Annotated in this window: 12 protein-coding genes; all 12 read right to left on the reverse strand. The window is 54.6% G+C overall.

The window, feature by feature from the left end:
- Nucleotides 1-51: 51 nt before the first annotated feature.
- Entirely contained in the window at nt 52-1086 is a 1035-nt protein-coding gene (locus tag AL515_RS17845; protein WP_061068332.1) for a Gfo/Idh/MocA family oxidoreductase, read from the reverse strand.
- Between the two features lie 63 nt (nt 1087-1149).
- On the reverse strand, nt 1150-2691 hold the full coding sequence (locus AL515_RS17850; protein WP_061068333.1) for a peptide MFS transporter: 1542 nt from the start codon (nt 2689-2691) through the stop codon (nt 1150-1152).
- Between the two features lie 288 nt (nt 2692-2979).
- Complete coding sequence (gene der, locus AL515_RS17855; protein WP_048210929.1) at nt 2980-4452, reverse strand: ribosome biogenesis GTPase Der; 1473 nt, start codon at nt 4450-4452, stop codon at nt 2980-2982.
- Nucleotides 4453-4570: 118 nt separating this feature from the next.
- Nucleotides 4571-5749 (reverse strand): outer membrane protein assembly factor BamB, encoded by a 1179-nt coding sequence (gene bamB, locus AL515_RS17865; RefSeq protein WP_048210928.1) that lies wholly within the window; start codon nt 5747-5749, stop codon nt 4571-4573.
- A 10-nt stretch (nt 5750-5759) separates the two neighbouring features.
- Entirely contained in the window at nt 5760-6380 is a 621-nt protein-coding gene (locus AL515_RS17870; protein WP_005120429.1) for a YfgM family protein, read from the reverse strand.
- A gap of 13 nt (nt 6381-6393) precedes the next feature.
- The gene (gene hisS / locus AL515_RS17875) at nt 6394-7668 is read right to left on the reverse strand and encodes a histidine--tRNA ligase (protein ID WP_061068334.1); all 1275 of its coding nucleotides are present in this window, start codon (nt 7666-7668) and stop codon (nt 6394-6396) included.
- A 110-nt stretch (nt 7669-7778) separates the two neighbouring features.
- Nucleotides 7779-8897: a flavodoxin-dependent (E)-4-hydroxy-3-methylbut-2-enyl-diphosphate synthase gene (ispG, locus tag AL515_RS17880; protein ID WP_003037720.1), complete on the reverse strand. Its 1119-nt coding sequence runs from the start codon at nt 8895-8897 to the stop codon at nt 7779-7781.
- A gap of 26 nt (nt 8898-8923) precedes the next feature.
- Nucleotides 8924-9916: a cytoskeleton protein RodZ gene (gene rodZ, locus AL515_RS17885; protein WP_061068335.1), complete on the reverse strand. Its 993-nt coding sequence runs from the start codon at nt 9914-9916 to the stop codon at nt 8924-8926.
- 285 nt (nt 9917-10201) lie between these two features.
- Entirely contained in the window at nt 10202-11368 is a 1167-nt protein-coding gene (locus AL515_RS17890) for a bifunctional tRNA (adenosine(37)-C2)-methyltransferase TrmG/ribosomal RNA large subunit methyltransferase RlmN (protein WP_003037713.1), read from the reverse strand.
- 290 nt (nt 11369-11658) lie between these two features.
- Entirely contained in the window at nt 11659-12090 is a 432-nt protein-coding gene (ndk, locus tag AL515_RS17895) for a nucleoside-diphosphate kinase (RefSeq protein ID WP_003037710.1), read from the reverse strand.
- Between the two features lie 137 nt (nt 12091-12227).
- The gene (gene pbpC, locus AL515_RS17900; protein ID WP_061068336.1) at nt 12228-14540 is read right to left on the reverse strand and encodes a peptidoglycan glycosyltransferase PbpC; all 2313 of its coding nucleotides are present in this window, start codon (nt 14538-14540) and stop codon (nt 12228-12230) included.
- Nucleotides 14541-19472, reverse strand: coding sequence for an alpha-2-macroglobulin family protein (locus tag AL515_RS17905; protein WP_061068337.1), 4932 nt, complete (start codon nt 19470-19472; stop codon nt 14541-14543). It lies immediately after the preceding gene.
- Between the last annotated feature and the right edge of the window lie 192 nt (nt 19473-19664).

Here is a 19664-nt window from a genome sequence, read left to right on the forward strand (position 1 = left end):
GTGACTCCTATAAAGGGCGTTCAGCTCTGCGCTAATTTTACCACGATACGCTTAGTGTGGGCCACGCAGCTGTTGCTGCAAGGTGAGTAATCGTTCAACCTCCTCCAGTCTGCGCTGCGTTGTGCGCCTCACCTCCTGTGGGTTGCGTTCAAACAGACTTTGCGCCCCCAGAATATGTTCCGCCAGACAATGGGCATAAATCGTGCCAGGAAGCTTCCAGCGACGCACAGCATCACCGTCAATCACTTCCAGTACATCTTCTGTACCGCGCCGATCATGACTGATGATACGACCATCGCTCAGATACAGACGCAAACCTTTTTGACCGCCAGTTGGACCCGCGTACTTATTCAGCCAGATATCCAGCGGTATGCCGCTAATCTGCCCCTGAAGATGAGCTTCACCCTCTGCCGTGGTCAGGTCACTCTGGGGGATATCACGCCCCAGACGGTCTTTAGCACTCACCACCCGTAGCGCCATCTCATTATTCCCTCCCAGATACCGTACCGTTTCCCGCAGCATTGCTAACACGTGCGTACCGATATCCAGAATCACGCCATCCGGGTGGCGAAGTTCACGCGTGTCCAGTTCACCGGTGGCAAAGTTAAGCGCTATCGGCACCCCTGCGGTGTTAAACCCGCTTGGCTCCTGCAAGAAACCTTCGATTTTCACAATCTCGGCAAAAGTGCTGACCAACCCTCGTTTCACCGTTTCGATGCGCGCCATCCAGTGGTCTAGCGCCAGCACGCGATCAGCAACGCCGGGTTGAACCAGCAGCATTTTCAGTTTTTCAATTTGGGAAAGCGTGGCGACAATAGGTTTTTCAACCACGATACGTGCAATGGGCGAGGCCAGGGATTGTTCAAGCACCTCAAGGTGATGTAGGGATGCGGTCGTGATAAACAGGGTATCAAGAGGCTGAGTAAGCAGCTCTTCGAGCGACGTACAACGCGTCACGCCTGCTGGCTGTTTTGTGGGTTGAACGTCAAATCCCACGCAGCGTAGTGAATCACCGAACATGTTACGTAATGCAGGCAAGTATGCCGTTTCAACGACTGCGCCAAGTCCAACAAACCCAAACAGCATGTTCTTACCTCGAAAATTAAATGGCCGGGACATAACGTCTGCCCCGGCACAATCGAAGTGTTATCAGGCGCTGGTCACCGGTTTAGTTTGCGTATTCTCCAGCATGCGACGAATCGGAACAATGAGGACGATCAGTACTGCAGCGCAGATCAGCAGCGCAATCGAACAGCGCGCGAAGAGATCCGGCAGCATATCCAGTTGGTCAGCCTTCACATGGCCACCAATCAGACCCGCGGCCAGGTTACCCAGCGCACTGGCGCAGAACCACAGACCCATCATCTGTCCACGCATTCTTTCCGGCGCCAGCAGCGTCATGGTTGCCAGACCAATCGGGCTCAGACACAGTTCGCCAAGCGTCAGCATCAGAATACTACCCACCAGCCAGAATGGCGAAACGCCTGCACCACCATTATTCAGCACGTTTTGCGCTGCCAGCATCATCAGGCCAAAACCCGCTGCGGCACACAGAATACCGATAACGAACTTGGTGATGCTGCTCGGGCGAATGTTCATGCTGGCAAGCTTCGGCCACGCCCAGCTGAACACTGGTGCCAGCAAGATGATAAACAGCGCGTTGATCGACTGGAACCACACTGCCGGGATTTCAAAATCGCCGATCATACGATTAGTGTAGTCGTTAGCGAACAGGTTAAACGACGTTGGTTTTTGCTCAAATGCCGACCAGAAGAAGGCCGCGGAAACCAGCAGAATAAAGCAGACCAACAGTCTGGCGCGCTCTTTACGGTTCAGCCCCGCAAAGACAAACAGGTAGATGAAGTAGAGGGCTACGGATGCCGCAATCACATACACCAGCACGCTGGCTACCGCGACCGGGTTAATCACAATCACGCCCTGCGCAATCAGCGTAACGATAACCGCCACACCCACAGCAAGCGCCAGCAGCCACGCGCCCACACCGTTACGCTTCACAACCGGGCTGTTCCAGGTAGAGTCCAGCCCGACTTCGCTGTCGTAGCGTTTCATCGCCGGAACAGCAAATACGCGGAAGATAATTAACGCGACCAACATCCCGATGCCACCGATTCCAAAACCCCAATGCCAGCCATGAGATTTAATCAGCCACCCGGAGATCAACGGCGCGATGAAGGAGCCCATGTTGATGCCCATATAGAACAGCGAGAAACCGCCATCACGACGCGCATCGCCTTTTTTATACAGCGTGCCGACCATCACCGAGATACAGGTCTTGAACAGACCAGAGCCGAGCACGATAAACATCAGGCCGATAAAGAACAGGTTGTCACCCATGATGGCCGAGAGCGCAATCGACAGGTGACCAAGCGCAATCAGGATGGAGCCATACCATACCGCCTTTTGTTGGCCGAGCCAGTTATCCGCCAGCCAGCCACCCGGCAACGCGGCAAGATACATCGTACCGGCAAAGATACCGACAATCGCCGAGGCATTTTCACGCGCCAGCCCCATACCGCCGTCATAAACGGTAGCCGCCATAAACAGGATCAGTAACGGACGAATGCCATAAAACGAAAAACGCTCCCACATCTCAGTAAAGAACAATGAGCCGAGCGGATAAGGATGACCGAAGAAAGTTCGGCTTTCTTTTTGATTAACAGAGGATTGCATAATTCTCCCGAAAAGATATGTCGTGTGCTTGTAAACACCGTGATGTACGCCGGCCAGTTACGTAGCTGGTCGATTTTTTACATACGGCGAAGAGTTATTTAACCATTTGATAACCTGACAGTAGTTTTGTCTAGTACCAACCGGGTGACTTTAAGATGAAAATTCGACAATTGTCTACTTTCTTAGATTTAAACTTGGTAAAAAGCGAATAGTCATTGACAGCAAACAGACAGGTACAGGCGAAAAAAAGCCCGCGATTTACACGGGCCTCTATCGCCATCAGCAAGGTTACTTGCTTTTTTTGATGTGCTTAATCAAACGCTTACGCTTACGCATCTGCGTTGGCGTCAGTGTATTACGTTTGTTGGCAAACGGGTTTTCCCCTTCCTTGAACTGAATACGGATTGGTGTACCCATGACTTCCAGTGATTTGCGGAAGTAGTTCATCAGATAGCGCTTGTATGAATCCGGCAGGTCTTTCACCTGGTTACCGTGGATCACCACAATCGGCGGGTTATAACCACCGGCGTGTGCGTACTTAAGCTTCACACGGCGACCACGCACCAGCGGCGGCTGATGATCTTCTACTGCCATGGTCATGATGCGAGTCAGCATCGCGGTGCTGACGCGACGGGTTGAGCTGTCATACGCTTCGCGCACGGATTCGAACAGGTTACCTACACCGCTGCCGTGCAGCGCGGAGATAAAGTGAACACGGGCAAAGTCGATAAAGCCCAGACGGAAGTCCAGTGTCTCTTTTACCTGTTCTTTCACTTCCTGCGTCAGGCCATCCCACTTGTTGACGACGATAACAAGTGAGCGCCCACTATTGAGGATAAAGCCCAACAGCGAGAGGTCCTGATCGGAGATCCCTTCGCGAGCGTCAATCACCAGCATCACCACGTTGGCATCTTCAATTGCCTGCAACGTTTTGATTACGGAGAATTTTTCTACCGCTTCGGTAATTTTACCGCGCTTACGTACACCCGCAGTGTCAATCAGCACATATTCGCGCTCATCACGCTGCATTGGGATATAAATACTGTCACGCGTGGTCCCCGGCATGTCGTAAACCACCACGCGGTCTTCGCCAAGAATACGGTTAGTCAGTGTAGACTTACCTACGTTCGGACGCCCGACAATCGCCAGTTTGATCGGCAGATCCTGCGGATTGAAGTCGTCTTCAGGCTCTTCTTCGCCGTTTTCCTCGGCTTCCAGTTTCGCCCAGTATTCCGCATCTTCATCCACTTCTTCCTGCGGTGCGATATCATCCATCCACGGCAGCAGAACATGCTCCAGCAGGCTGAGGACGCCGCGACCATGGGACGCCGCGATGGGGTAAATTTCGCCCAGCCCCAGTGAATAGAAATCGACAACAGCCTGATCCGGATCGAGTCCGTCAGTTTTGTTGGCAACAAGGAAGGTTGGTTTCTGGCGCGCACGCAGATGCTTGGCAATGGCTTCATCTGCCGGCATCAGGCCAGCACGCGCATCCACCATAAACAGCACAACGTCCGCTTCTTCGATAGCCAGCAACGACTGCTCAGCCATTCGGGTTTCAACACCGTCTTCGGTGCCATCAATACCACCAGTATCAATGCAGATAAACTCGCGGCCTTCAATTTCCGCACGACCGTACTTACGGTCACGAGTCAGACCCGGGAAATCCGCAACCAGCGCATCTCGGGTGCGAGTTAGACGGTTAAATAACGTGGATTTGCCAACGTTAGGGCGCCCGACAAGCGCGACCACAGGTACCATGTTTAAAGCCTCATTTAAAAAATCATCAGACAACGGACGCTATTTTTGCGCCATTGTTAAAAACAGTAAAACGGCCCCTGCACCAGGAGCCGTTTTTCAAAGCGAGCGGCCAGGACGATTAACGCGTAATGGAGTACAGCGTACCGTCTTTCGCCTGGATCAGCAGTTTACCATCAGCAGCGACCGGCTCGGTCAGGAAACCTGAGCTATCGACTTTCTGCTGAGCGACAAAGCGACCATCTTCAACGTTAATCCAGTGCAGGTAGCCTTCGCTATCGCCTACGACCAGGTTACCGTTATACAGAGCCGGAGACGTCAGCAGACGGTGCAGCAGATCGCTTTGCGTCCACAGCGTCACGCCGCCGTCGGTGGTCAGCGCCAGCACACGGTCATTCTGATCAACCAGATAGATACGATTACCATCGACGATGAAATCATTCACCGAGCCGAGCTCACGTTTCCACATGATCTGGCCACTGCGCAGATCCAGCGCCGTCAGGTTACCATTATAAGCCAGTGCGTAAACTACGCCATTGACGATAACCGGCGTGGTATCGACATCACTCAGACGATCGATTTCGGTTGGGCCAGTGGCCTGAGAGATACGCTGCTGCCAAATCATCTGGCCCTGCTGCATCAGTACGGCACTTACGCGACCATTATCGCCACCCACAATAGCTGCGCCAAAGGCGGTCGCTGGAGCAGATTCGCCGCGCAGTGACAGAGAAGGCATATCGAGGTTAACGGTCCATTTGATGGCGCCATCAGCTTCGTTCAAGGCCTGCAACTGGCCGTTGCTGGTGTGGATTAACACCATGCCATCGCTCACCACCGGGCGAGACAGCGCTTCCCCGGCAACTTTCGTCTGCCATGCGGTTGTGCCGTCGCTGGTGTTCAGCGCATAAACCTGTGCTTTTTCGCTGCCAATATAAACATGGCCGCCGGACACGGTGACTCCGCCAGAAAGCTGAGCAGATGCACGGGAGAACCAGCCGTCTTTCTCACCCAGATTAACAGACCAGACTTCTTTGCCGTCGTCTGCGTTCAGCGCTTTCACCACACCGGCGCGAGAGGCAGCATAGACCACGTTATCCGCCAGTGCAGGATGAAGGTTGGAGTAGAAATCACCAATACCGTTGCCTACAGAAGTGCTCCAGGCAGTAGACGGAGTAAACTGGTTTTCAACCACCGGTAACGGGGACATCTTAACGACATCTTCTTCGCCACTAAACAGTGAACAGCCGCTCAATAGGGTAACGGAAAGCAGCCCTGGCAGAAGTAATTTACGCAATTGCATCGGGTCCCTCTCAGATGGACAAATTATTGATTTTCATCTGCATCATTTCGCTCAGAGCAGGAGAGGCATCGCTTTTCACACCCGCTTCCCATGCGCTACGCGCACCTTGTTTGTCGCCTTTGCTCAGCAACGCTTCACCACGCAGATCGGCCACAATTGCCGCCCACCCTTCACCTTTAATGGTATCGAGTGTTTTCAGCGCGGTATCAGCCTGCTTAAGCTGAACCTGAACACGAGCAAGACGCAGATTAAGCACCGCTTTGAGATTCTCATCGCTGGTGGCAGCCAGGCCTTGTTGTAACTGGGCCGCGGCTTTCTCTAGTTCGTTTTGGTCAACAAACTGCTGTGCCAGTTCCATTGACGCTAATGCGCCGTAAGTATTTTTGTTCTCTGCGGCAAATTTCTCTGCGGCAGGAATGCTATCAGGCTTACCTGCGCTAACCGCAGTCACCGTATTTTGATACGCCAGAGAAGCAGAGCGTGCGGACTCCGTCTGATGACTGGTCCAGTAACGCCAGCCGACCAGCGCGCCAACCCCTAAAATTACCCCAACAACCAGCGCTTTGCCGTTTTCAGCAAAGAAGCGTTTTACCGCATCAACCTGGTCGTGTTCGTTCTCGTAAATTTCCACGCTGTCCTTCTCCTTAGCCCAGTAGAGTGCGCAAATGCGTGGCAACGCTATCCTGCGCTACTGCCGTTTGCTCACCAGAGCGCAAATCCTTCACTACAACGGTACCGTCAGCCACTTCGGACTCACCCAGTACCAGTGCAACGCGGGCGCCCCACTTATCGGCGCGGGCAAACTGTTTCTTAAAGTTGCCGCCGCCGTGGTTTGTCATCAGTTTCACACCAGGAACTTCATCGCGCAGACGTTCTGCAAGCCGCATTGCCGCCGACTGCGTGTCTGCCCCCGAAGCGACCAGGTATATATCGACAACAGGATCGGCGTTAAATTCCGGATTAACTGCCTGAACTAACAAAACAAGTCGTTCCAGGCCCATGGCAAAGCCTACGGCCGGCGTTGCGCGGCCGCCAAGTTGCTCTACCAGACCGTCATAACGGCCACCTGCACAGACGGTACCCTGTGAGCCCAGGCTGGTAGTGACCCACTCAAATACGGTGCGGTTGTAGTAATCAAGACCACGAACCAGACGCTGATTGACGGTGTAGGCAATACCTGCGGACTCCAGCAGTTTGCACAAGCCCGCAAAATGCTCGCGCGAGTCGTCATCCAGATAGTCGCCCAGCGCAGGCGCGTCGTTCAACAGCGCCTGTACTTCCGGGTTTTTGGAGTCGAGCACGCGCAGCGGGTTGGTGTACATGCGCCGCTTACAGTCTTCGTCCAGTTTATCTTTATACTGTTCCAGATAAGCGACCAGCGCATCACGGTAGTTCGCACGGGCTTCAAGCGACCCAATGGAGTTCAGCTCAAGGCTGACATGCTGAGAAATCCCCAACGCACGCCACCAGCGGGCGGTCAGCAGAATGAGTTCAGCATCGATGTCCGGGCCTTGCAGGCCAAACACTTCGCAACCCAACTGATGGAATTGACGATAGCGTCCTTTTTGCGGACGTTCGTGGCGGAACATCGGCCCGATATACCACAGACGCTGTTCCTGATTGTACAGGAGACCATGTTCGATGCCGGCGCGTACGCAGCCCGCAGTGCCTTCAGGGCGCAGGGTCAGGCTATCGCCATTGCGGTCCTCAAAGGTATACATCTCTTTTTCAACGACGTCGGTGACTTCACCGATCGCGCGTTTGAATAACGGGGTCTGCTCTACAATCGGCAAGCGGATTTCACTGTAACCGTAGCTGCCGAGCACGTTTTTAAGAGTGCCTTCAATGCGCTGCCAGATGGCGGTTTCGCCAGGCAGATAATCGTTCATGCCGCGAATGGCTTGAATGTTTTTTGCCACGTTTATTCTCTTTATGGATATAAAAATGAACCCTCAGCGCTAACCCGGATAATACGGGCGCCATGCGGGTTCAATCATACACGGGAAGCACGCCGCTTCCCATCACGTTATTATTTTTCAAGCTGCTGCACGTCAATGCGTCGCGCTTCGTCCAGAATACTCGCTTTGGCGCGAATACGGGCTTCGAGCTGCGTGATCATATCGTCGTTATCGAGTCGGTCCTTACGCACGCCGTCTTCATACAGGCCGCTTTTCTTGTTACCGCCCGTCACGCCCAGCGTAGAAACCAGCGCTTCACCAGGGCCGTTTACCACACAACCGATGATCGAAACGTCCATTGGCGTAATAATATCTTCCAGACGTTGCTCCAGCGCGTTCACTGTACCGATAACGTCAAACTCCTGACGCGAGCAGGTTGGGCAAGCGATAAAGTTGATGCCACGCGCACGAATGCGCAGCGATTTCAGGATGTCGAAGCCAACTTTGATCTCTTCTACCGGATCGGCCGCCAGAGATACGCGCAGCGTATCGCCGATCCCTTCAGACAGCAGCAATCCTAAACCGATCGCGGATTTTACCGAGCCGCTACGCAGGCCACCGGCTTCGGTGATCCCCAGATGCAGAGGTTGATCGATCTGTTTCGCCAGCAGGCGATAGGATTCTACGGCAAGGAAAACATCAGACGCTTTAACGCTGACTTTGAATTGATCGAAGTTCAGACGATCGAGGTGATCCACATGGCGCATTGCGGACTCCAGCAGCGCCTGCGGCGTCGGTTCACCGTATTTTTCCTGCAGATCTTTTTCCAGCGATCCGGCGTTGACGCCGATACGGATAGGAATATTTTTATCACGAGCGCAGTCCACCACCATGCGAATACGCTCTTCACTGCCGATATTACCTGGGTTAATACGCAGGCAATCAACGCCGTATTCCGCCACCTTCAGCGCGATACGATAGTCGAAGTGAATATCGGCAACCAGCGGGACGTTAACCTGCTGTTTGATAAGCTTGAACGCTTCTGCGGCATCCATTGTCGGTACAGAGACACGAACAATGTCTGCGCCTACGCGTTCCAGCGCTTTAATCTGATTAACCGTCGCTTCCACATCCGTGGTACGCGTATTAGTCATAGACTGTACGGCGATGGGCGCACCATCGCCGATCGGCACGTTCCCAACGTAAATGCGTGTCGATTTTCTACGTTGAATTGGAGCCTGGTTATGCATTAAAAAATCTCCCGCATTGCCGTCTGTTACTGAGCCGGTGATTGTTCGGCATTAACGGTCAGACGCGCAACCTGGTTAGTTCTGATAAAACGACTCAGATCGACAGGTTTACCCTGGAACTGAATCTGCACTGCCGCCGGAGCACCAATCTTCAGTTTGTACGGTGCCTGACCGGTCAAATTCAGATTGCCGTCTTTACGCTGCATCCCGCTGAACAGTTTTTTACCGGTCGCATCGGTGACTTCCAGCCAGCAATCGGCGGTAAAGTTCATCACCAGCGCGTTAGGATCGCCAGCCGGTGTAGTGACACCAGCTTGGTCAGTCGGCAGCGGTGCCGCTGTCGCCGGTGCAGTGGGTGTGGTCGCTGCAGTATCAACATTGGCCTGAGACGGAGCCACAACGGCGTTTTGATCTGCGCCAGGAGCCGGAGTCGCTGCGGTATCCGGCGTTTGAGCGGCATCAGCCACTGCACCATCATCCGGAGCCGGTGTACTGTCCTGGCTTGCAGAGGCGCTGGTATCCAGCGGCACACTCTGTGCGTTATCTTTACCAGCATTCAGCTCAGCAGAGGATTGATCGGCCATGGTGGTGATCTCTTCCTGCTGCGCTTTATGGTTCTGCCACCACCAGGCACCGGTCAGTCCGACAACGACAAACAGTACCAGCCAGGTAAAGGTCATTAGCCAGCCGTCGCGTTTCTTACGACGCTTACCGAGCGAAAAACTTTGCATCGGTGCGACGTTGGCAGGACGAATCGGAGCCTGTTTTTCCAGCCCTGGCAACAGTTCTTCTTCAGGAATATGCACCAGACGCGCATAAGAACGGATATACCCGCGCAGGAATGTTGAAGCGAGATCGGCTGGTGCCTTATCTTCTTCAATATCGCGTACCGTGGAAACCTTCAGGCAGAGTCGTTCCGCGACCACCTGTTGGCTGAATCCGAGTTGTTCACGGGCATTGCGCAGACGAACGCCGGTGGAGAGTGCTTCATTTTTGTCGTGCGTGGCTTCAGTATTCATTCGCTACAGCTGCGTAATATTTGGGTTCTGATGCCGGCGAGCCACAATGCTCACCCACACCGCGAAACATCTGGTCAGTTAACCTTCGTCAGACAGTATAAAACCGTCAGACCATCAATGACAAAACAGCGTAAACCTGAGGGCTAAACGCTTGTTGCGCCGTTACATACTGCCTTAAAGTCGACAAAAACGCACCGTTATTATTGACCTGACGACAACAACAAAGAACCTCATCTGGTTTACGTTGCACTACGGTACATTAATTATACCGTAGTGCACTCAACATCAAACGGTCTTGATGTCGATAGCATCACCCTGCATACGCTTACGCAGAGTACGCTTGGTACGGTCAATAACGTCGCCCGCCAGCTGACCGCAGGCTGCATCGATGTCATCGCCTCGTGTTTTACGCACGATGGTGGTGAAACCATAGCTCATCAACACTTTGGAGAAACGATCGATACGGCTGTTGGAGCTGCGACCATACGGCGCGCCCGGGAACGGGTTCCACGGGATCAGGTTGATCTTACACGGCGTATCTTTCAGCAGTTCTGCCAGCTGATGAGCATGCTCAGTGCCGTCATTGATGTGATCTAACATCACATACTCAATGGTCACACGGCCCTGATTCGCATTGGATTTCTCCAGATAACGGCGCACAGCCCCGAGGAACGTTTCGATATTGTACTTTTTGTTGATAGGTACAATTTCGTCACGAATTTCATCATTTGGCGCATGCAAAGAAATCGCCAGCGCAACGTCGATCATATCGCCCAGTTTATCCAGCGCAGGGACAACGCCTGAGGTGGAGAGCGTGACGCGACGCTTGGACAGCCCAAAACCAAAGTCGTCCAGCATGATTTCCATCGCCGGAACGACGTTGGTCAGGTTAAGCAGCGGCTCGCCCATCCCCATCATCACCACGTTGGTGATAGGACGCACGCCCGTTGCTTTCACCGCGCCGACGATTTTCGCCGCACGCCAGACCTGACCAATGATTTCCGACACTCGCAGGTTACGGTTAAAGCCCTGTTGCGCCGTAGAGCAGAATTTACACTCTAATGCGCAACCGACCTGTGAAGAAACACACAGGGTGGCGCGATCGTCTTCCGGGATATACACGGTTTCTACGCGCTGATCGCCAACCGCGATGGCCCATTTGATCGTACCGTCAGAGGAGCGCTGCTCTTCCACCACTTCCGGGGCGCGAATTTCAGCCACTTCTTTCAGCTTGTTACGCAGCACCTTATTGATGTCAGTCATGTCATCAAAGTTGTCGCTGCAATAGTGGTACATCCACTTCATGACCTGATCGGCACGAAACGGTTTTTCGCCCATCTCTTTGAAGAATTCGCGCATTTGCTGACGGTTCAGATCCAGCAGGTTAATTTTTCCATTTTTATTTGGAACCGCAGGAATGACGACTTCAGAGGTGTTAACTAATTCAGACATAATTTTTTCCGGCCTCGTTGTTACACGTTGTGGCCCGTGGAGGGTTAAAAAGAAACGCCCCGGCAAGCGATCTGCTCTTCCGGGGCGTTGCATTGTACAAAGTCTGGCGCAGGGATGCCACGTTTGCACGAAGCATTAGCGAAAATAATATGTAAATCGCTAATTCATCTCCAAAGGATTTCGCGTCGCAGGAAGGCGGCAAGTTCGAGCATCCCCGGGAGCATAGAAAACTATGTGACCGGGGTAAACGAATGCAGCCAACGCATCTGCAACGTGAAAGACGCGGGAGATTAGCGAGTGCGCGGGCAAACCTCGCCTTCCCCAAAGAAATAGGCGATTTCACGCGCCGCAGATTCAACGGAGTCAGAACCATGGGTGCCGTTCTCAGTAAAACTGTCAGCGTAATCTGCGCGCAGCGTACCTGCCAGCGCATTTGCCGGGTTGGTTGCACCCAGCAGATCGCGGTGGCGCTGTACGGCATTTTCGCTTTCCAGCACAGAAACAACGATCGGACCAGAGGTCATGAATTCAACCAGACCGTCAAAGAACGGCTTGCCATCATGCTCGGCGTAGAAGCCGCGTGCCTGCTCAACGGTCAGGTGCAGCATTTTAGTGCCGACAATTTTGAACCCTGCTGCTTCAAAGCGCGCAAAGATGCTCCCAATAACGTTTTTTGCCACCGCGTTTGGTTTGATGATGGAAAAAGTACGTTCAATAGCCATGATTACCTCTGAAAAAGATGTTTTGTTGTGGTTTACCTGGCGCGGATTATAAAGAGCATCCCGGCAATTGACTATTGACGAAGATAACATTTCTTTAAAATAAGATGAATTTTAGCAACAAACAGTGACCAACTGGTCTACTGCAACGAAAATCTCACCGCCGCCACCTGTCCGGCGTCATCCATCACCAGCAGTTGATAATCCCCTTTAGTCGCCAGCCGTAGCGTAAGACGACGTCCGCGTTCATCCAGCCTTTCACCGTTAAGAAACCACCAGCGTTCACCGCTCCCACCGCTGGTTTGCACCGGCAATGAGGCTTGAGCAGAACCGGGTAAACGTCTCACAATCGCGCCATCACGAATGCCTGTCAACTGCAACGGCTGCGAAGCATCCTGTCCCAGCGGCGGACACGTGGCAGAAACCGGCGGTAGCCTTGCCCCACGGCGCTCTGACTCCGGTAACCATGGCTCCAGCGGCAACGGCCAGACGATTAACGTTTGCTCGTGCGCCTGGGGGCAATCCGCCGCCACACGTTTGCCTTCATCATCCAGCCAGACAGGAAAACGAATGCCATTAACCCCTTCCTGTTCGGGCAATAATAACGTTGGCGGCTGACTGCCATCCAGTAACCAGGTTGCCAGACGGCGACGGCAGTTGCTGTCACTGGGGGCAAGAGATTGCCCGCCCGGCCAGCACACCACACCGCGACTCACGGATTCAGGGCGTGGATCTTCCGGCTGATTTGTCCCGCGAGAGAGCAAAAGATTGTTGACCTGATTGAGCAACGGCACGGCGCTGGCAAAACCAAACTGTCCCACCACCGGCGTACCGTCTGGCCTGCCGGTCCAGATGCCAATCACATAACGGGCGTTAACACCAATCGCCCACGCATCGCGATAGCCATAGCTGGTGCCCGTTTTCCACGCCAACGGCACCACGCGGCTCAGCGCGTTATCCGGCAGCGGTTGCGCTTCGTCAGCCATAATGCGGCGAATAATCCACGCCGCGCCCGCCGACATCAACGGACGTTCCAGCAGCGGATCGTCTGGCTGCAGACGCAGTTTTCCCGCTTTTCCCTGGCGGGCAAAGGCGCTGTACGCTGCGGCCATATCTTCCAGCCTTGCCCCCGCACCACCTAAAATCAGCGACAGATTCGGTGCGGCCCCTGCGGGAAGATACAGCGGTAAGCCAACGTTACGTAACGATGCGGCAAAACGCTTCGGACCATAGGCTTCGAGTACCTGCACGGCGGGTAAATTTAGCGAGCGCACCAGCGCTTCGCTCATACTCACCGGGCCATGAAAACCACTGTCAAAATTCCCTGGTCGATAATCCCCGGTTCGACGCGGTACATCCTGCAACAATGAAGCCGGATGAATGAGTCCGTCATCCAGCGCGAGACCATAAACAAACGGCTTTAGCACCGAGCCCGGCGAACGGATCGCATTCACCATATCCACATGACCAAAACGGGAGTCGTCATTCATATCTACCGAGCCGACCCAGCCACGCACGCTCATATCGGTGTGATCGACCACAATCATCGCCAGCGAACTGCGCGCAGGTAAGCGCCCTTTCCAGTTTTGCGCCAGCTCTTCCAGTTGACGCTGCAATCCGGCATCAAGGGTAGTCACGATTTTATCGCTCCGGCTTTTTCCCAGCATCATGCGCGAGAATAACGGTGCTAACTGCGGCATTTGCCGGGGCGCCAGCCAGACCGGTTCTTCACGCGACTCCTGCACCTGTCTGGCAGGCCAAATGCCCTGCGTTGCCATGCGTTCGAGTACTTTATTGCGCGCCGCTTCAGCACGGTCCGGCCAGCGATCCGGGCGCAGGCGGCTCGGTGCCTGCGGCAGCACGGCCAGCAGCGCGGCATCGGAATAACTCAATTGCGCAGGTGATTTACCAAAATAAGCCCAGCTTGCCGCCCCCACGCCCTGCAGCGTACCGCCGAACGGCGCACGGTTGAGATACAGTGTCAGGATGTCGCGTTTGGAGAGATGCCATTCCAGCTGCAATGCGCGCCAGAGTTGGCGAAACTTGCCGCCGAAGGTTCGCGGATGGGGATCGAGTAATCGTGCGACCTGCATGGTGAGCGTACTGCCGCCAGAAACCACACGCCCAGAGGAGAGGTCTTGCCATGCCGCGCGCAGTACTGAGAAAGGATTAACGCCAGGATGTTTCCAGAACCAACGGTCTTCGTAGTTAATTAACGCCTCAAGGTAGCGGGGCGACACCTCATCAATCGTTACTGGATACCGCCAGATGCCGTCCGCGTCGGCGAAGCGCCAGAGCGGCGTACCATCATAGGCCACCACGACCCGCGCCGGATCGACTTCGTGCAGCGGCAGCGGCCAGATTTTATCTGCCGCCCAAACCGCCGCCACAAACAATAGTGCAACGGCTGCCAGCCAGAGCCAGCAGCCGCGTTTACCCAACCCGCGCATCATTTACGGTCTGACAATCAACAGTCCCTCTGTCGCACCGGTCGCGCGCCACTGCGGAACGTACATGGACTCCACCTGCGGCACAGGAACCTGATAGGTCCCCGGCGTTACCGCCCGCGCCAGATACACCAGCGTCACCGGCTGTCCTTCGTTGACCGCCACTGCGGCGACAAAGCGATCGTCACGGAACTCAACGTGCTGGATATCCGCCTGCTGCATCTGATTGAGTAGATTCGCCACTTCGCTGCCGCTATCCTGCAGGCTGGCGCTGCCGTTGGCCAGATTCTGGTTTTCCAGTTCCAGGCCTGCTGGCAGTAAATCGACCACCAGCGCATCCGGCACGTTCTGGCTGGCTTTTACCTCCAGCCAGACCAGCACCAGCTCGCCGCTACGCAGAGAATCCAGTGATTTGCTATTCCCGTCGAGCCCCAGGATCTGACGTTCAATATGCAGGACATTGCTGGCAGGCGTCGGTGAGGTTTGCGGATAACCGCTCACATCCAGACGCAGCCACAGCGGTAGATTACCGGTATTGGTGACGCTCAGCGTAGACAGCGCGTCGGCATCCAGATTACGCGTCTGTGATTTCTCTGCGGCTAACGGTTGTTCAGAGAATGACGTTTGCGCCTGCCACGAGCCAGGCAAGTCCTGTAACGTACGCGCGGCAAGGAACAGCGCATTATTTTCCTGAGTCGAGAGCCAGCGCTGTCCAAAGGCCTGTTCTGACAAGGTGTTCAGCAGCGTATTCTGTACGTCAGGTTTGATCTTGTTCTCTTCGAGTAAGGCCAGCATCAACGCGTTATCCCGTAACGCACTGCCGTAATCCGCCATCCACTGTTGCGTATCGCGGCGCGGTGTATTCAGGGCCAGCGTCAACGCCTGTTCACTGCGGTTGGCATCGCCCATATTTTTCAGCGCGATCCCCAGTTGTAACAGCGGTAAACCAGAGGCTGCTTGCGCACGACGCTCCCAGATCTCACGCAATGCGCCGAGCGGAGCTTTTTGCTGACGAGCCAGTACCAGCGCGGCGTAAGCCTGGACGGCAAAGCGGCTCGCGGATGCGTCGTCGGTATAACGAATCGACATCATGCCCGGATCCTGCAAATAGCGCAGTAGCCGCTCGTTGCCCCGATTAATCACCTCTACCGGGACACTGTAGCCCTGTTCATTTGCCCGGACGAGGAAATCCATGACATACGCGGTCAGCCAGTACTCTTCCGACCCGTTTTTATCCCACAGCGCGAAACCGCCGTTATCACGCTGCATCTGCACTAAACGGGAAATCCCAATATCGACTGCCGCGCGACGTTTTTCATCGCTGTCGCCTACAATACCTAACGCCTTCAATTGCGCGGCGTTGGTGTATAAAGACGGGAACAACCCGCTCGCCGTTTGCTCAAGGCAACCGTAAGGGTAAGCTTTCAGTTCACGGATGTAGCGCGCCAGATTCAGCGGCGGTTTACCGCTGAACAGCAGCTGTCCCTGCATCGTCGCTGGAGAGAAATTCGTCAGTTCTTCGCCCGGAAGTTGCCAGGTTGCGCCCGGCTGAAGTGCGACACCGCTGTTAATGGTTTGCGCCGGGAACGCCGGACGCACGCCAATCTTCCACTGCTTATGCTGAACAGGCAGCGTTTCACCCGGTAAAGTCAGACCGCTAATTTCTGCCTGAATTTCGCCATCGCCAAACCCCTCCCGCGCGCGCACCGGAATAAACAGCGTAGTCCTTACGCCTGGCGCCAGATTTACCGGCGCGGGATCTTGCCCCATCAGCTCCAGTAAACCATTGGCCGCGAGCTTAATATTCAGCGTTTGCGGTTTGTCAGTCAGGTTAGTCACGTCCAGCGTCAGGCGCGAGGTATCGCCTCCCGCCAGAAAACGCGGCATATTCAGTTCAGCAATTACTGGCGCGGCAACAATCACCTTGCTTTCGCTGCTGCCAAAGTCATCCGCCGTCCAGGCCTGCGCCATTACCCGCAGCTCGCCGTTGAAATCACCGATAGGTAACGTCACCGACCCTTCGCCTTGCTCGTTAAGCGTGACCGGCAACGCCTGTTGCGCCACGATATTGACGTGATTGACCGGTGGTTTACCGCCACGTTTTAATTCATCGCCGTCACCACCAAAGCGCAGCGCTGCCAGACGTCCTTGCCCTTCGATCACCTGGCCGTAAATATCATAAATATCCGCGCCATAGCGTTTTTGCCCGAAAAACGCCTGCCACGGATCCGGCGTGGCGTAATCGGTAATATTCAGCACTCCGCTATCAACGGCAGAGACCAGCACGTTAACCTGTTTTGGTACGTCACCATTTTTGACGCTGGCTTTAATCTTGACGGTCAACGGCTGGTTTGGACGTATTTTCGCCGGGTTTTCCAGCGCCAGCGCCAGACGACGGTTTTCGTCACCTAACGGCAAATGCAGTAAACCGACCGCCCGTTTTGGCGTTGCCGAACGGGACTTGTCGCCAGGACGAACCACCAGCGCACTAAGATACAAATCGTGGCGATTCCAGGTTTTATCGATTGGGATGGAGATATCGAGACCATCCGCCGGTACGTCTATTTCTTGCCACCACAGCGGGCCTTCGCTGGATTCCACCATCGCATAACCTTTGCCAGCAGCGGGAGCGGCAACGTGCAGCTTCATGGTATCACCGGGACGATAGCTGGGTTTGTCCAGTTTCAGCGTCACGCGATCGGGACGCACAGCCCCACTGCCGTCGCTATTATCCTGCCAGCTATAACCGGCCCAGAAGCGTACGCTGCTCACCGCATCATTAGGGGCTTTCACTTCCAGACGATAGGCGCCCCACTCAACCGGGAAGCTGACTTTACCGGTTTCATCGGCCTTAAGATCCAGAGTCTGCTCACCTTCAACCAGATCCTTTTGATCGAACTGTGATTGCCAGCCCTCGCCTTCAGACCAGTTCCAGTAATAATCACGGCGTTCACGGATCAAACGCACCTGCAAACCGGACACCGCTTTTTTCTCGCCTTGCGCATCGGCATACACAATGTCGAAAGCGGCGTTGCTGTTTTCATCAACGATAGGCTGATTCACGGTGGTATCGGTGCGGTAGTCATAAACGGCTTTCGCCGCAAACTGCGGACGAATGCCCGGCAGCGTATCTGCAGGCCAGATGGCTTGTTCAACCCGACGCGTCACCGGACGACCGCCCGACTCCAGCAGGCTGGCTTGCAGAATGACCTGTAACGGGGAATGCGTCTCCTGCCACTGGCTGTTGGCGGTCACTTCGCCGCGACCGTGGTCATCCAGCGTGAGCTGAACTTCATCGAGGCTGCGGGAAAGGTTTTCTTCGGCGATATTCCCAAACTGGAAGCCCGGTAACGCCTGTACCGCATCCCGCAATGGACGCAGATAAAGCTGGCCTTGCAGCGCATTGCCGTTGGCGGGCGCGCCGTACAGGTAGTAGCCCACCACCGAGAACTTCACTTCATCAGTTGGCGCCACCGGCATCTTACTAGCGGCGAGGTTAAGCGCCATCCGCTCCGGCATAAAATCTTCGACGTGGAAATCCCACATCCGCGACTGGTTGTCGCCAGTATTGGCACGAATATGCCACATGCCGGTTGGCGCGCTGCTGTCCAGCGGCCAGCTAAAACTGTACAGGCCGTTTTCCGGTTGGCTAACTACCGAGCGTAATACCTGTCCGTCGGGTTTCACGACTTCCAGCTTCACCGGTTGGTCGGGCAATGTTTTGCCGTCGCTGTCACGCAGTAATCCGTTGAGGATCACCGTTTCGCCAGGACGATAGAGGTCGCGTGGGCCGAACATAAAGAACTGTTTGCTGTATCCCGGCGCACCGGCAATATCAAATTCAGCCAGATCCAACGCCGGGAGCTTCAGATCCAGCAGCGTGGTTTGCCCGTCTTTGCGGGCCAGCAATAAAGCCGCGTCTTTATCAGTCTCCAGTTTGACATGACCCTGAGCGTCGCTGGTAGCCTGCGCCAGCGTCTGCCCTTTCTCATTGAGTAAGGTGACCTCAATACCCTGCTGCGCAGCGCCATTTTCCAGACTCTGCGTAAAGACATCCAACTGGTTATGATAACGGTGCGCAGACACGCCAATATCGCTGAGCGTGAACAGCGTGGCGGCATTGCTATAGTTGTACTGCCCGGCCTGGTTCATCACCGCAATGTAAACGCCCGCCTGCTGTAGCGGCTTAATATCGCTAAGCGGCAGCAGCAGTATCTCGCGGGTATTGCGCGCTGGATTGAGGTCAAAGCGCCCGGTATAAACCAGTTCCGCCATTTTCAACAGATTGTCTGACTCCCAGTTTGACAGCGAATTACGATATTCCCACTGGCTGACAAATGCGCCGAGCGACTCGGGCTTCACGCGAAAGAAGTTCACATCCACGCTGTTGACGTTAAGGGCCATCACTGGCAGCCCTTCAATCACTTTTCCCGGCAGCAGCGAGCCGCGACTGGCGAAGCCTACGCTTGGCTGGACGTCGCGGGTGGTAATATTTTTTTCATAGTCGATAGCGAACGTCGCTTTATTCAGCGCCAGCAAATCACGCTCGATGGTCACCACCAGTTCGCGGTTGGGTTCGAGATGGCGTAAGCGTAGCTCTTTCAGGTTTGGCGCCAACTCCCAGGCCCCATCCACTTTGCCGCTTTTTTTATCGACAACGTGCAGTACGCGAGAAAAATCTTGTTCAGGATCGAGAGGAATAGAAAAAGTCAGCACCAGCGTCGCCGCACCATCCAACTGGACTTCTGAGGAATCCAGCAGCGTCAACGGCTTGCCCTGGCTTTGCTGCATCAGCTTTTGTAATTGCGCCGGATCTTTTGCCGGTGTGGTCTGTGGGGCGGGCGTATCATTTTTTGCCGTCGTCGACGGCTTATCGTTATTATCGCACCCCGCCAGCGCCAACATCAGCATACAGGCCACTACGCGTAAATGTTTCATTTTTCATCCCTGGCCTGAGTGGCCCGTTAGCAACGTAGAACAACTATTATGCGTCAGATTTCAGCAGGTGGAAGTCAGTAATAAGATGTTGTTGTCTGAATTTTCGTGATTAATGTGGGTCCACCTGACAAATCAGCCTCTTTTACTTGTCGCTTTGCACCAAACATCCGACAATTTGCCGAAACCTGGTAA

The organism is Citrobacter sp. FDAARGOS_156, from assembly GCF_001559235.2.
Taxonomy (GTDB): domain Bacteria; phylum Pseudomonadota; class Gammaproteobacteria; order Enterobacterales; family Enterobacteriaceae; genus Citrobacter; species Citrobacter youngae.

Bases quoted from the DNA above. Each gene is read 5' to 3' on its own strand.
- AL515_RS17845 (WP_061068332.1), bottom strand. From the start codon at position 1,086: ATGCTGTTTGGGTTTGTTGGACTTGGCGCAGTCGTTGAAACGGCATAC.
- AL515_RS17850 (WP_061068333.1), bottom strand. From the start codon at position 2,691: ATGCAATCCTCTGTTAATCAAAAAGAAAGCCGAACTTTCTTCGGTCAT.
- der (WP_048210929.1), bottom strand. From the start codon at position 4,452: ATGGTACCTGTGGTCGCGCTTGTCGGGCGCCCTAACGTTGGCAAATCC.
- bamB (WP_048210928.1), bottom strand. From the start codon at position 5,749: ATGCAATTGCGTAAATTACTTCTGCCAGGGCTGCTTTCCGTTACCCTA.
- ispG (WP_003037720.1), bottom strand. From the start codon at position 8,897: ATGCATAACCAGGCTCCAATTCAACGTAGAAAATCGACACGCATTTAC.
- rodZ (WP_061068335.1), bottom strand. From the start codon at position 9,916: ATGAATACTGAAGCCACGCACGACAAAAATGAAGCACTCTCCACCGGC.
- AL515_RS17890 (WP_003037713.1), bottom strand. From the start codon at position 11,368: ATGTCTGAATTAGTTAACACCTCTGAAGTCGTCATTCCTGCGGTTCCA.
- ndk (WP_003037710.1), bottom strand. From the start codon at position 12,090: ATGGCTATTGAACGTACTTTTTCCATCATCAAACCAAACGCGGTGGCA.
- pbpC (WP_061068336.1), bottom strand. From the start codon at position 14,540: ATGATGCGCGGGTTGGGTAAACGCGGCTGCTGGCTCTGGCTGGCAGCC.
- AL515_RS17905 (WP_061068337.1), bottom strand. From the start codon at position 19,472: ATGAAACATTTACGCGTAGTGGCCTGTATGCTGATGTTGGCGCTGGCG.